The 13,497-nt window shown below is 60.7% G+C and carries 9 protein-coding genes and 2 pseudogenes; 5 read left to right on the forward strand and 6 right to left on the reverse strand.

Annotated features, from left to right (window positions below):
* The first annotated feature begins 222 nt into the window (after positions 1–222).
* From ASN89_RS03565 to ASN89_RS03575, 3 genes and pseudogenes are all read left to right on the forward strand, one after another.
* Complete coding sequence (locus ASN89_RS03565; protein ID WP_058048300.1) at positions 223–3,174, forward strand: ribonucleoside-diphosphate reductase subunit alpha; 2,952 nt, start codon at positions 223–225, stop codon at positions 3,172–3,174.
* Positions 3,175–3,292: 118 nt separating this feature from the next.
* Positions 3,293–4,444: a ribonucleotide-diphosphate reductase subunit beta gene (locus ASN89_RS03570; protein ID WP_034780261.1), complete on the forward strand. Its 1,152-nt coding sequence runs from the start codon at positions 3,293–3,295 to the stop codon at positions 4,442–4,444.
* 92 nt (positions 4,445–4,536) lie between these two features.
* Positions 4,537–4,881: pseudogene (locus ASN89_RS03575) on the forward strand (ribonucleotide-diphosphate reductase subunit beta); the annotation flags it as partial.
* Between the two features lie 718 nt (positions 4,882–5,599).
* Here the strand turns inward: ASN89_RS03575 and ASN89_RS28905 are convergent.
* Positions 5,600–6,346, reverse strand: coding sequence for a hypothetical protein (locus ASN89_RS28905; protein WP_161911730.1), 747 nt, complete (start codon positions 6,344–6,346; stop codon positions 5,600–5,602).
* Positions 6,347–6,378: 32 nt separating this feature from the next.
* Positions 6,379–6,747: a hypothetical protein gene (locus tag ASN89_RS28910; RefSeq protein WP_058048302.1), complete on the reverse strand. Its 369-nt coding sequence runs from the start codon at positions 6,745–6,747 to the stop codon at positions 6,379–6,381.
* Between the two features lie 253 nt (positions 6,748–7,000).
* Between ASN89_RS28910 and ASN89_RS03590 the strand changes: the two genes are divergently transcribed.
* Positions 7,001–7,534, forward strand: a complete 534-nt coding sequence (locus ASN89_RS03590) for a YggT family protein (protein WP_235501835.1) — start codon at positions 7,001–7,003, stop codon at positions 7,532–7,534.
* A 337-nt stretch (positions 7,535–7,871) separates the two neighbouring features.
* A pseudogene (locus ASN89_RS03600) lies at positions 7,872–8,831 on the forward strand (IS110 family transposase).
* Between the two features lie 29 nt (positions 8,832–8,860).
* On the opposite strand, the gene ASN89_RS03605 reads toward ASN89_RS03600, so the two are convergent.
* Genes ASN89_RS03605 through accC form a run of 4 tightly spaced genes read right to left on the reverse strand, consistent with a single transcriptional unit; the run spans position 8,861 to position 13,414 of the window.
* Positions 8,861–9,799 carry a carbohydrate kinase family protein gene (locus ASN89_RS03605; protein WP_034746615.1) on the reverse strand — a complete coding sequence of 313 codons (939 nt, stop codon included), beginning with the start codon at positions 9,797–9,799 and terminating at the stop codon, positions 8,861–8,863.
* A gap of 11 nt (positions 9,800–9,810) precedes the next feature.
* Complete coding sequence (locus ASN89_RS03610; RefSeq protein WP_082654377.1) at positions 9,811–11,049, reverse strand: DUF3426 domain-containing protein; 1,239 nt, start codon at positions 11,047–11,049, stop codon at positions 9,811–9,813.
* 8 nt (positions 11,050–11,057) lie between these two features.
* Positions 11,058–12,002, reverse strand: coding sequence for a 50S ribosomal protein L11 methyltransferase (gene prmA, locus ASN89_RS03615; RefSeq protein WP_058048306.1), 945 nt, complete (start codon positions 12,000–12,002; stop codon positions 11,058–11,060).
* On the reverse strand, positions 11,999–13,414 hold the full coding sequence (gene accC, locus ASN89_RS03620) for an acetyl-CoA carboxylase biotin carboxylase subunit (protein WP_034746622.1): 1,416 nt from the start codon (positions 13,412–13,414) through the stop codon (positions 11,999–12,001). The genes prmA and accC overlap by 4 nt, the downstream gene beginning before the upstream one ends.
* Between the last annotated feature and the right edge of the window lie 83 nt (positions 13,415–13,497).

The following is a 13,497-nucleotide window of genomic DNA, read 5'->3' on the forward strand; positions in this document are numbered from 1 at the left end:
TGCTGATAAAGCACTGGAACTGGCGGTTTATCACCCTTGATCGTGTTTCGCGCCAGCCGGGCAGTACGGTGTGGCGATATGGCTTCTGACACTGTTTTATGCATTAAGAATTTACTATTTAGCAACAAATACCTGAAGAAACCCTGACCATCGGGCGTTCTATTCAACAACACACGCGGCAGCAAAACTGCAGGCTGACTTTAGCTGACAACGGGAGCTTCAATGCAATCACCACAAGATATTTCCATCCATCCAACGCCAGTATCGCCAGCGCCAGGCGCGGCCAACAGCGTGGCGAGCACGGGCGCGGCATTGGGCGACTATCGCATCATCCGCCGCAACGGCGCAGTGGTGGCATTTGAGCCTTCGAAGATCGCCATCGCCATGACCAAGGCGTTTTTGGCCGTTAACGGCGGCCAGGGCGCAGCCTCGGCACGCATCCGCGAACTGGTGGAACAGCTGACCGACGGCGTCGTCGCCGCGCTGGTGCGCCGCCATCCGGGCGGCGGCACCTTCCATATCGAAGACGTGCAAGACCAGGTGGAACTGTCGCTGATGCGTTCGGGCGAGCACGACGTGGCGCGTGCCTACGTGCTGTACCGCGCCAAGCACATGGAAGAGCGCCGCTTGCAGAAGGAAGCGCAAGGCGCGTCCGCGCAAGTGACCGCACCCCAGCTGAACGTCACCGACAACGGCGTGCGCCGCCTGCTGGACATGCAGGAAGTGCGCGACCTGATCAACGCCGCCTGCGCCGGCCTGGAAAAGCACGTCGATGCCGACGCCATCCTGGCTGAAACGGTGAAAAACCTGTACGACGGCGTGCCTGTCGAAGAGCTGCACAAGTCGGCCATCCTGGCGGCGCGCGCGCTGATGGAAAAAGACCCGGCCTACAGCCAGGTCACGGCCCGCATCCTGCTGCACACGGTGCGCAAGGAAGTGTTCGGCAAGGAAGTGCCGCAAGCGGCCGCTGCCGCCGAATACCTGACCTATTTCCCGCAATACATTGCCAAGGGTATCGCCGCCGAGCTGCTGAACCCGGTACTTGCCAGTTTCGACCTGGAGCGCCTGGCCAAAGCCATCGTCGCCGACCGCGACTTGCAGTTCGGCTACATCGGCCTGCAAACCCTGTATGACCGTTACTTCCTGCACATCCAGGACGTGCGCATCGAAATGCCGCAAGCCTTCTATATGCGCGTGGCCATGGGCCTGGCGCTGAACGAAGCGGACCGCGAAGCGCGCGCCATCGAGTTCTACAGCCTGCTGTCCTCGTTCGACTTCATGAGCTCGACGCCGACCCTGTTCAATTCGGGCACCCTGCGCTCGCAGCTGTCGTCGTGCTACCTGAGCACCGTCTCCGATGACCTGGAAGGCATCTACGACGCCATCAAGGACAATGCGCTGCTGGCCAAGTTCGCCGGCGGCCTGGGCAACGACTGGACGCCAGTGCGCGCCCTGGGCGCCCACATCAAGGGCACCAACGGCAAGTCGCAAGGCGTGGTGCCGTTCCTGAAAGTGGTCAACGACACGGCCGTGGCAGTCAACCAGGGCGGCAAGCGCAAGGGCGCCGTCTGCGCCTACCTGGAAACCTGGCACATGGACATCGAGGAATTCCTCGACCTGCGCAAGAACACGGGCGACGACCGCCGCCGCACGCACGACATGAACACGGCGAACTGGATTCCCGACATGTTCATGAAGCGCGTCATGGAAAAAGGCGATTGGACCCTGTTCTCGCCATCGGACACGCCAGACCTGCACGACAAGGTCGGCAAGGCATTTGAACAGGCTTACCTGGGCTACGAAGCCAAGGCCGCCGCCGGCGAAATCCGCGTCTTCAAGAAGATTGCCGCGCTGGATCTGTGGCGCAAGATGCTGTCGATGCTGTTTGAAACGGGCCACCCATGGATCACGTTCAAGGATCCTTGCAACATCCGCAGCCCGCAGTCGCACGTCGGCGTCGTCCACAGCTCGAACCTGTGCACGGAAATCACGCTGAACACGGGCCCTGACGAAATCGCCGTCTGCAACCTCGGTTCCGTCAACATGCCGGCGCACATGAAGGAAGGCAAGCTCGATCACGTCAAGCTGGCCAAGACCATCCGCACCGCCATGCGCATGCTAGACAACGTCATCGACATCAACTACTACGCCGTCGAGAAGGCGCGCAATTCGAACATGCGCCACCGTCCGGTCGGCATGGGCGTGATGGGCTTCCAGGACTGCCTGCACATGATGCGCGTGCCGTTCGCCTCGGACGCCGCCGTATCGTTTGCCGACACCTCGATGGAAGCCGTCTGCTACTACGCCTACCTGGCGTCGACGGAACTGGCCGAAGAGCGCGGCCGCTATGAGTCGTACGCCGGTTCGCTGTGGGACCGCGGCATCCTGCCGCAGGATTCGGTCAAACTGCTGGCCGAAGAGCGCGGCGGCTACCTGGAAGTCGATTCCTCGTCGGCCATGGACTGGACGCCGGTGCGCGAACGCATCGCCAAGTTCGGCATGCGCAACTCGAACTGCGTGGCGATTGCCCCGACGGCGACGATTTCGAACATCATCGGCGTGTCGGCTTGTATCGAGCCGACGTTCCAGAACCTGTACGTGAAATCGAACCTGTCGGGCGAATTCACCGAGATCAACGGCTACCTGGTGCGCGACCTGAAGGCGCGCGACCTGTGGGATGAAGTCATGATTTCGGACCTGAAGTACTTCGACGGCTCGCTGGTGAAGATCGACCGCATCCCGCAAGACCTGCGCGATATCTACGCCACGGCCTTTGAAGTGTCGCCAAGCTGGCTGGTGGAAGCGGCTTCGCGTCGCCAGAAGTGGATCGACCAGGCCCAGTCGCTGAACATCTACATGGCTGGCGCATCGGGCAAGAAACTGGACGAGACCTACAAGCTGGCATGGCTGCGTGGCCTGAAAACCACCTACTACCTGCGTACCATCGCCGCTACCCACATGGAGAAATCGACCTCCAAGACGGGCGCCCTGAACGCCGTGGCAGTCGACGGCGGCATGTCGGCCAGCGCGCAAAGCGCCCAGGCAGCGGTCGTGGCGGCAGCAGCGGTGGCCGTGGCACCAGTGGTGGCATCGGCAGCGGACGACGCCGATGGCGAAGCATGCTACCTGCGTCCGGGTGATGACGGTTTCGAAGAATGCGAAGCCTGCCAGTAAGATTTTAGTTGTCAGCCCAGAGCGTCTGGGCTGATTCAATGTTGTCAATATCCGCATTGTCCGATTCAACGGGCCTGTTGCGGATCGCCGGCTCGCCGGCATGGAAAGGAAGAAGAATATGTCGTTGTCCTGGGATGATGAAACCACGTCGGCAGCTGTGCCGCGTCCGGCGCAGCAAGCGCCACTGGGTAATACTGAATTGAACCTGCCGGCAGGTGCCGAGCCGTCCGAAGCGAACGCCGAGCAAGTGGCGCGCCGCGTGAATGCCGACGACAAGCGCATCATCAATGGCAAGACGGACGTCAACCAGCTGGTGCCGTTCAAGTACAAATGGGCATGGGACAAATACCTGGCCGGCTGCGCCAACCACTGGATGCCGCAGGAAGTGAACATGCAGCGCGATATCGAGCTGTGGAAAAACCCGAACGGCCTGACGGACGACGAGCGCCGCCTGGTCAAACGCAACCTGGGCTTCTTCGTGACGGCCGACTCGCTGGCCGCCAACAATATCGTGCTGGGCACCTACCGCCACATCACGGCGCCCGAGTGCCGCCAGTACCTGCTGCGCCAGGCGTTCGAGGAAGCGATCCACACGCACGCTTACCAGTACATCGTCGAATCGCTGGGCCTGGACGAAGGCGAGATCTTCAACGCCTACAACGAAGTCAAGTCGATCCGCGACAAGGATGAATTCCTGATCCCGTTCATCAACACTCTGACCGACCCTGCGTTCGTCACCGGCACGGTGGAAAACGACCAGAAGCTGCTCAAATCGCTGATCGTGTTTGCCTGCCTGATGGAAGGCCTGTTCTTCTACGTCGGCTTCACGCAGATCCTGGCGCTGGGCCGCCAGAACAAGATGATGGGCGCGGCCGAGCAGTACCAGTACATCCTGCGCGACGAATCGATGCACTGCAACTTCGGCATCGACTTGATCAACACGATCAAGATGGAAAACCCGCAGCTGTGGACGGCCGCCTTCCGCGAAGAGATCAAGGATCTGTTCATGAAAGCCGTGGAACTGGAATACGCGTACGCGGAAGACACCATGCCGCGCGGCGTGCTGGGTCTGAACGCACCGATGTTCAAGGGTTATTTGCGCTTCATCGCCAACCGCCGCGCGCAGCAGATCGGCATCGAGCCGCTGTTCGCCCAGGAAGAAAATCCATTCCCGTGGATGAGCGAAATGATCGACATGAAGAAGGAACGCAACTTCTTCGAGACGCGCGTGACCGAGTACCAAACGGGTGGTGCGCTGAACTGGGAATAAGCCAGTACTGAAGTAAAAATACAAGGCGGGGTGCCTTATCCCGTTTTGCCGAAGCGCCGTCATCTGACGGCGCTTTTCTTTTGTGACGGAACATTTACTTGATCAACACGATCAAGATGGAAAACCCGCCGCCGTGGATGACGACCTGCCGCGAAGAGATCAAGGATCCGTTCATGAAAGCCGTGGAACTGGAATACGCATACGCGGAAGACACCATGCCGCGCGGCGTGCTGGGTCTGAACGCGCCGGTGTTCAAGGGCTATTTGCGCTTCATCGCCAACCGCCGCGCGCAGCAGATCGGCATCGAGCCGCTGTTCGCCCAGGAAGAAAATCCATTCCCGTGGATGAGCGAAATGATCGACATGAAGAAGGAACGCAACTTCTTCGAGACGCGCGTGACCGAGTACCAAACGGGTGGTGCGCTGAACTGGGAGTAATCCTTTTTCAGTCAACACCAAGAAGCGCCGTCATCGTGACGGCGCTTTTTTTTCGCGTGCATGGCGTCGGAAAATGCGTGCATTATCGGGCCATGCGACGACGCTTGCGCCAGGATTTTCGGATCCCGCGAATGGCCGTATCACGAACCCAAAAAATCATTTCCGGACACGCTGGCGGCGGCATTTGCCGCGCGATTGTGCGATACCACGCGTATCGTGCAAAAAAGCGGGCGAAAACGTGTCGTGCCGGTTGCGCATTGACAAGGTTTTCGTGTACTTTATGAGATTGCAAATGCGAGCGTTAGAATGCGGGGTTTTTTAACCAGCGCGGTAGCGAAAAAACCTCGCAAAACAGGGATACAGATTTACACGGATATGCACAAAACCACACCGTTTTCGTCTGCCGCCGTGCCCGAATTTTTTCAGGCATGGCGGTTTTTTATTTGACGCATCGGTGTTGTGGCGAGCGCGATGCGAGGAGCGAAAAAACGCACGGCATCGAAAACGAATGACCGAATTCAGACTTTGCCACCAGCTGCGAGATAAAGCAGGGTGGCACCGACGATGGCTGAAGTGCTGCAAACGTGAGGAGTTGCAGCAGTTCAGCTGGTGCCGAATTCATTAGCGCAAACGACCGTTTGCGCCGATGAATAATTCGCCTGGCCTATCCCTGTGGTGGGTCGGACGGGTTTAAATCTTGTAGCTTAAATTTCTCATCTCAGATGAAGGAGAGACAAATGGCAACAGCCGCTAAGAAATCAGAAGTAAAGAAACCAGCCGCCAAGGCTGCTCCTGCCGCGAAGAAGCCGGCAGCCGCAGCGAAGACGGTTGCCGCTAAACCAGCTGCCAAAGCCGCAGCGAAACCAGCAGCGAAACCAGCCGCCAAAGCCGCAGCCAAGCCTGCAGCAAAAGTGGCTGCCAAGCCAGTAGCGAAAGCCGCAGCGAAACCAGCGGCCAAGGCAGCAGCGAAACCGGCCGCCAAGTCGGCCGCCAAGCCGGCCGCGAAAGCCGCAGCGAAACCTGCCGCCAAGGCAGCAGCCAAGCCTGTCGCGAAAAAAGCCGCAGCCAAACCGGCCGCCAAGCCAGCGGCAAAAGCCGCAGCAAAACCAGCGGCCAAAGCAGCAGCCAAGCCAGCAGTGAAAAAAGCTGCAGCGAAACCTGCAGCCAAGGCAGCAGCAAAACCGGCCGCCAAGGCAGCAGTCAAGCCAGCAGCGAAAAAAGCCGCAGCGAAACCAGCAGCCAAGCCGGCCGCCAAAGCAGCAGCTAAGCCAGCAGCAAAAGCTGCAGCCAAGCCAGCAGTGAAAAAAGCCGCAGCGAAACCTGCAGCCAAGGCAGCAGCGAAAGCGGCAGCCAAGCCAGCGGCGAAAAAAGTCGTCGCCAAGGCAGCAGCGAAGCCAGCCGCTAAAGCAGCAGCCAAGCCAGCAGCAAAAGCTGCAGCGAAGCCAGCGGCCAAAGCGGCAGCCAAGCCAGCAGCCAAGGTAGCAGCCAAGCCAGCAACTAAGGCGGCAGCCAAGCCAGCGGCCAAGGTAGCAGCGAAGCCGGCAGCAAAAGCAGCAGCGAAGCCAGCGGCCAAGGCGGCAACGAAGCCAGCAGCCAAGGTAGCAGCGAAGCCAGCAGCCAAGGTAGCAGCGAAGCCAGCAGCCAAGGTAGCAGCGAAGCCAGCGGCAAAAGCTGCAGCCAAGCCAGCAGCGAAACCTGCCGCCAAGGTCGCAGCAAAACCTGCAGCCAAGCCAGCAGCAAAAGCTGCAGCCAAGCCAGCCGCCAAGCCTGCAGCAAAAGCAGCAGCGAAACCTGCCGCCAAGCCAGCCGCAGCGCCAGTCGTGGCAGCCGCACCAGCAGCAGCGCCGGCAGCAGCTCCAGCGGCACCAGCCGCCGTGGCCGCCAAGCCAGCCGCCAAGAAGGCCGCGCCTAAAAAGGCCGCACCGAAGAAGGCAGCTCCTGTCGCCAAGCCATCGGCACCTATCGCACCTGTAGCAAAAACCGTGTTGGCACCGGCTGCAGCCTGGCCATTCCCAACCAGCACCCGCCCATCGTAATTTCAACGATACGGGTGCCTGGATGAGGCAACACGCCGCTGTGTGACTCAATCACACAGCGGTTTTTTTTTGGAGAATTAGTCGTGCTGATCGTTATCCTTACATTGATCGTTGATACCATCGCTACCTTGCTGGGCGGCGTGTTGCTGCTGCGCTTCTGGATGCAGGCGGTGCGCGTGCGGCCGCCCTCGTCGGTGGCGCAATTCACGTTTCAATTGTCCGACTGGCTGGTGCGTCCCCTGCGCCGCGTCGTGCCGGGCGTGGGCGGGTATGACTGGGCCAGTCTGATCGGCGCCTTCCTGATCGTGCTGCTGGCCAGCTCGATACTGTTTATTTCCGGCTATCCCGTCGAAGTGGTGCTGCTCAAGTCGCTGCAACGCTTCCTGCAATGGATACTCTACGGTTTCATGGCCTTGCTGATCATCGAAGCCATCTTCAGTTGGGTCAACCCGCATGCGCCGCTGGCGCCGTTCGTACGGGCCTTGAACGAGCCGCTGCTGCGTCCGATCCGCAAGGTCGTGCCGCTCGTCGGCAGCCTGGATTTGTCGCTGCTGGTCGCGCTGATCCTGCTGCAGATCGCGCAGGTGCTGGTGGGGATGATTATTGTGGTGCGATGATGGTGGCGTAGGTCGGGTTAGCGTAGCGTAAGCCGACATCAGCACTTGCCATGCCAACGATGTTGTCGGATTACGCGCGGCCTCGCCACGCTAATCCGACCTTGTATTATTCCCTTCATGCCGTTCGTGATATTGCGAACGGCATCGACCGCTGTCAAAATCTTGGTAGGCATATCAAGACCGGGTAACTGGATGCCGTATCCGCCCTTAGGCTCCAAGCCAGTTTCGTAGATCTCGCACCAGTTACCCATCCTCAATGTCAAGATCGGACAGTATCTTTGGCACCGGCATGCCGGTTAGCCCGCATTCACAAGGTAGATCGCAAGAGGACAACAGCATGTTTAATCTGGGAATCGACGTTGCCAAGGCCAAGCTCGATTGCGCGCTGCGCCTGCCCAATGGCAAGCATCGTAACAAGGTAGTAGACAACAATGACAAAGGATACGCCGAGCTGCACGCATGGCTGCTCAAGCACGACGCCGACAGCCCGCGCGTATGCATGGAAGCAACCGGCATCTATTGGGAAAGGGTGGCCGAATATCTGGCGGGACTGGGCATGCTGGTCAGTGTCATCAATCCGGCGCAGATCAAGGCCTTCGCTGCCTCGCGCCTGGTGCGCACGAAAACGGACAAAGTCGACGCGCAGCTGATCGCCGACTTCGCCCATGAACGCCAGCCCGAGCCATGGCTGGCGCCGTCGTCCGCCGAACAGGCACTACGCGCCATGGTACTGCGCCTGGAAGCCTTGCAAGCCATGCGCCAGCAGGAAAGCAACCGGCTCGATGTGGCGCGTGCAGCGGTACGCCAGGGCATTGTCGATCACATCACCTGGCTTGATGGCTAGATCAAGGAACTGATCCGAGCCATCAAACGGCATATCGATGACGACCCGGATTTACGCGGCAAGCGTGAGCTGCTCGACACCATTCCTGGCTTGGGAGAGCGGACGATTCCAGTGCTGCTGTCCTACTATGCCAATCCCGAGCGCTTCGACAGCGCCAAGCAAGCCGTGGCGTTTGCGGGGCTCGACCCGCGCCAGCACGAGTCTGGCTCCAGCGTACGTGGCAAGCCACGCATGTCGAAGGTCGGCCACAGCTTCCTGCGCAAAGCCATGTACATGCCAGCCATGGTGACCGTGTATCGGACGGACTGGGGCAAGCGCTTTGGCCAGCGCCTCCGTGCTGCTGGCAAGGCAAAGAAACTGATCATCGGCGCCATGATGCGCAAGCTGGTGCACGTGGCATTCGGCGTGCTCAGGTCGGGAAAAATATTTGATCCGACCTTGCACGCCGCTTGACGGGGATAACAGTATCTACGACCTGCATATTAATAGCGGTAACCGAACGCCGCTTCGAACTGGTCGGCGATGCTCTCAGGCGTAAACACGTGGTTCTGCGCGCCCTGGGTGGCGATCTTGATGGCGCCCAGCAGGCTGGCCAGGCGGCCGCTGGTTTCCCAGCCCAGGTCGTTGGTGATGCCGAACAGCAAGCCGGCACGGTAGGCGTCGCCGCAGCCGGTCGGGTCCAGCACTTCCTTGGCGGTCACGACAGGAATGTCGATGCGCTTGCCGTCCGTATAGATTTCCGACCCTTTTTCGCCACGCGTGACGATCAGCGCCTCCAGGCGGCTGGCGATGTCCGGCAGGGTCAAGCCCGTGCGTTCCATTAACATTTCCATCTCATAATCGTTGGCCGACACATACGTGGCTTTGTTGATGAAGTCGATCAACTGTTCGCCATTGAAACGTGGCAACTGCTGGCCCGGGTCGAACATGAAGGGGATGCCCAGCTCGGCCAGGTCGGCGGCGTGCTTGAGCATGCCCTGGTCGCCGTCCGGCGAAATGATGGCGACCTTGGCCGGGCCTGCATTGGCGATCGGGTTTTCATGCGCAAACGACATGGCGCCCGGGTGAAAGGCGTTGATCTGGTTATTGTCCGCGTCGGCCGTGACGAAGCACTGCGCGTTGTAGCTGTCCGCCTTGATCAGGATGTTGGCGGTGGAAATGCCCAGCTTTTGCAGGCGCTCCAGGTAGGCGGCGCTATCTTGCCCCATGACGCCGACGATGCGCGGGTCGCCGCCCAGCATTTTCAGGCTGTAGGCGATATTGCCCGAGCAGCCGCCGAACTCCGTGCGCATGGTGGGCACGAGGAAGGACACGTTTACCTTGTGCAACTGGTCGGCCAGCAGGGATTCGCCGAAGCGGCCGGGGAATTGCATGATGGTGTCGGTGGCAAGCGAGCCGCAGATCAGCGATGTTTTGGTCATGATAGTGTCGGTTAAGGGTAGAAGATGGCGATATGGTAGCCAGACGCCGTAAGCTGGTCTAATGCAAAATACAGTTTGATGGTTTGTTCCGAGCGCGGCGCAAAGCCCTTGCTCACGTCGATATTGGCTGGCAGGTAGTCGCGCGGCGCGATCACGCGGCGCAAGACGGGCTTGTCGTTGGCGTCGTTGAGGACCAGTTCGATGCTGGGCCAGGCCTGCACGCTGCGGCTCTGGTTGCGCAGCAGCGAGACGTAGGAAAAGGTGTGGTCCTTCAATGTCTGCAACTCGCCTTGCTCGATGGCCAGCGCCTCGATCTGCGCCGGCAAGTCGACCTGGCAGCCACTGAGCTTGCACAGCGCGACCAGGGTCGGCTTCCACTGCGGAAATTGCGCCGCCAGCGGATTGCGGAAGGTGGTCATTACTTGCAGGAATAGCAGCAAAAGCAGTACTGTCGAGCCGGCGGCCATGGCCACGCGCAAAGCCTTGCTGCTCTGTTCGCGGCGCCGGCCTTGGGTGACGAAGGCTGGTTCGTCGTCGGCTGGCGGCAGGGCGGGTTCTTCCCGAGCTTCGGCGGGCGCTGGCGCAACGGCGGCGGGCAGTGCTTCGAACGAGTGGTCGGTCAGCGTCGGTTCCCGGCGCGCGGGCGCTGGCTTGTCCAGGCTGACCTTGTCTGCTGGGGTGATCGGGGTTGCTGCGGCTTCCAGATTCGGTTCGCGGCGGCTATCGCGCAAATACGTGGCGAAGGCGGGCGCGTCATCGACCTGGCGGCGCTTGAAAGGCGCCATCGGCTGGGGCAGGGGCTGTTCGGGCAGTTCCGCCGGTGTTTCTTCAGCTTCAGGTATATTGAGCGGTGTGTCGAGCGGTGCGGCGGCCGGTACCTCTTCGGGCAGTGCCACGTCGAGGTCCAGCTCGATGTGCTCGCCATCGTCTTCATCGTCCTTGAGCTGCGCCGTTTCCGGCAAGATGCCGAACGGGTCGAACGAGGTGTCGAAGTCGAGGGAATAGATGGGTTCGTCGTCCGTGGCGGACGGCAGGCTGTTGTCGGCAGGGTAACTGGCCGGCAGCGGGGCGGCAGTGCCGGGGGCCGATGTTAAAAACGGCGATGCCGCGGCCGGATCGACCAGCGCGGCATTGCCGTCAAACACTTCTCTGCACGTGCCACAGCGCACGATGCCCCCACGTAACTTCAATTGGTCAGCAGCGACCCGAAATATCGTGTTGCAATGGGGGCATTTGGTGGCGAGGGCCATTGCTGTGCTTATGCACCTTCCGCGCGGGGCGCAGGCGCTTGCGTGCTGCCCAGGCGGCCATGCAGCGCCACCCAGCCGTCTTGCTCGGCCCACACACCGAGCTCGATGAACGGTGCGTACGCAGCGGCCACTTCTTCGGCCTGGCGTGCCAGCACGCCGGACAGGATCAGCGCGCCGCCATCGGCGACACGGCCCGACAGCATCGGCGCCATCAGCTTCAATGGGCTCGACAGGATGTTGGCGACGACGATGTCAAACTTGGCCGTGGCATGTGCCGAGGTGGCAAACGTGTCTGGCAAGAAATATTCGATGTCGCATTGGTTGCGTTCGGCATTGTCGCGCGCCGATTCGATCGCTTGCGGGTCGATGTCGACGCCGGCCACCGTTTGCGCGCCCAGTTTCTTGGCCACCATGGCCAGGATGCCGGAGCCGCAACCGTAGTCGAGCACGGTCTTGCCTGGAGCGGGATTCGCTTCCAGCCACTCCATGCACAAACGCGTGGTCGGATGGCTGCCCGTGCCGAAGGCCAGGCCAGGGTCCAGTTCCAGGATCAGGCCGTCTGGGTCCGGTGCCTCGTGCCAGCTGGGCACGACCCAGATATTCTTGCCGATGTGAATCGGTGCGAATTGCGATTGCGTCAGGCGCACCCAGTCCTGCTCTTCCACAGGACGCATGGTAAAGGCGGGCACTTCCGTCATGCCGACAGCCTGGGCCGCGGCGGCCACGATGGCGGCCTGGTCGGCGTCGACGTCCGTCAGCGCCACCACGCGGCTGCGTTCCCACGCCGCTTCCTTCGGTTCCATGCCGGGTTCGCCAAACAGGGGCTGCTCGGCATCCGTGCCTTCATCGGCGTCTTCCACCGACACCGACAGGGCGCCCGCTTCCATCAACGCGTCGGACATGGCCTCGGCGTTGTCACGGGCGATTTCGATGACGATTTCCGTCCAGCTCATGCGCCCGCCTTGATTTCGGACTTCTTAGCGATGCTGGGGCTGCCGCCATTCAGGTTCTTGCCCAGGTCCGGCATGTCGGCCAGCTTCTGTTCCAGATAGTGAATGTTGGTGCCGCCTTCGATGAAGCGCGCGTCGATCATCAGTTCGCGGTGCAGGGCGATATTCGTGTTAATGCCTTCGACCACCATTTCGGACAGGGCGATCTGCATGCGGCGGATCGCTTGCTCGCGCGTGGCGCCGTAAGCGATCACTTTGCCGATCATCGAGTCGTAGTGCGGCGGCACGTAGTAGCCGGCGTAGGCGTGCGAGTCGACGCGGATGCCAGGGCCGCCCGGTGCATGCCACGACACGATCTTGCCTGGCGATGGCGTGAACTTGAATGGATCTTCGGCGTTGATGCGGCACTCGATGGCGTGGCCCGACAGCAAGACGTCGCGCTGGCGGAAACGCAGTTTTTCGCCGGCGGCGATGCGGATCTGTTCTTGCACGATGTCGATGCCGGTGATCATCTCGGTGACCGGATGTTCCACCTGCACGCGGGTATTCATTTCAATGAAATAGAACTCGCCGTTTTCGTACAGGAACTCAAACGTGCCGGCGCCGCGGTAGCCGATCTTGCGGCAAGCTTCGGCGCAACGGTCGCCAATTTTCTCGATCAGCTTGCGCGGGATGCCCGGCGCTGGTGCTTCTTCGATCACTTTCTGGTGGCGGCGCTGCATGGAGCAGTCGCGCTCGCCCAGCCAGACGGCGTTCTTGTGTTCGTCGGCGAGGATCTGGATTTCCACGTGGCGCGGATTTTCCAGGTACTTCTCCATATACACTTCAGGGTTGCCGAAAGCCGTGCCGGCTTCCGTCTTGGTCATCGCCACGGCGTTGATCAGGGCCGCTTCCGTGTGCACCACGCGCATGCCGCGTCCGCCACCGCCGCCGGCGGCCTTGATGATGACCGGGTAGCCGATCTTGCGGGCAATTTGCACGATCGCTTTCGGATCGTCGGGCAACGCGCCTTCCGAGCCGGGTACGCACGGTACGCCAGCCTTGATCATGGTTTGCTTGGCCGATACTTTATCGCCCATCAAACGGATCGATTCGGAGCGGGGGCCGATGAAGACGAAGCCCGATTTCTCGACGCGTTCGGCAAAGTCGGCATTTTCCGATAGGAAGCCATAGCCTGGGTGAATCGCTTGCGCATCCGTCACTTCAGCGGCGCTGATGATGGCGGGCATGTTCAGGTAGCTCAGGGACGACTGTGCCGGGCCGATACAAACGGATTCGTCGGCCAGCTTGACGTATTTCGCGTCCTTGTCGGCTTCGGAGTGGACTACAACCGTTTTAATGCCCATTTCGCGGCAGGCGCGCTGAATACGGAGGGCAATTTCACCACGGTTGGCAATCAGGATTTTTTCAAACATGGTAGGTTCGCGTATGTCTGTGAGAGCCGGCGAGCCGGCGAAACAACAAGTGTGAGGGGCTAAAACTGCAAACGGCCGTTGCC

The sequence above is a fragment of the Janthinobacterium sp. Ant5-2-1 genome (genome assembly GCF_001445815.1).
GTDB classification, from domain to species: Bacteria; Pseudomonadota; Gammaproteobacteria; order Burkholderiales; family Burkholderiaceae_D; genus Janthinobacterium; species Janthinobacterium lividum_E.

Coding starts and splice junctions, on each gene's coding strand:
- ASN89_RS03565 (WP_058048300.1), top strand. CDS start 223: ATGCAATCACCACAAGATATTTCCATCCATCCAACGCCAGTATCGCCA.
- ASN89_RS03570 (WP_034780261.1), top strand. CDS start 3,293: ATGTCGTTGTCCTGGGATGATGAAACCACGTCGGCAGCTGTGCCGCGT.
- ASN89_RS03605 (WP_034746615.1), bottom strand. CDS start 9,799: ATGACCAAAACATCGCTGATCTGCGGCTCGCTTGCCACCGACACCATC.
- ASN89_RS03610 (WP_082654377.1), bottom strand. CDS start 11,049: ATGGCCCTCGCCACCAAATGCCCCCATTGCAACACGATATTTCGGGTC.
- prmA (WP_058048306.1), bottom strand. CDS start 12,002: ATGAGCTGGACGGAAATCGTCATCGAAATCGCCCGTGACAACGCCGAG.
- accC (WP_034746622.1), bottom strand. CDS start 13,414: ATGTTTGAAAAAATCCTGATTGCCAACCGTGGTGAAATTGCCCTCCGT.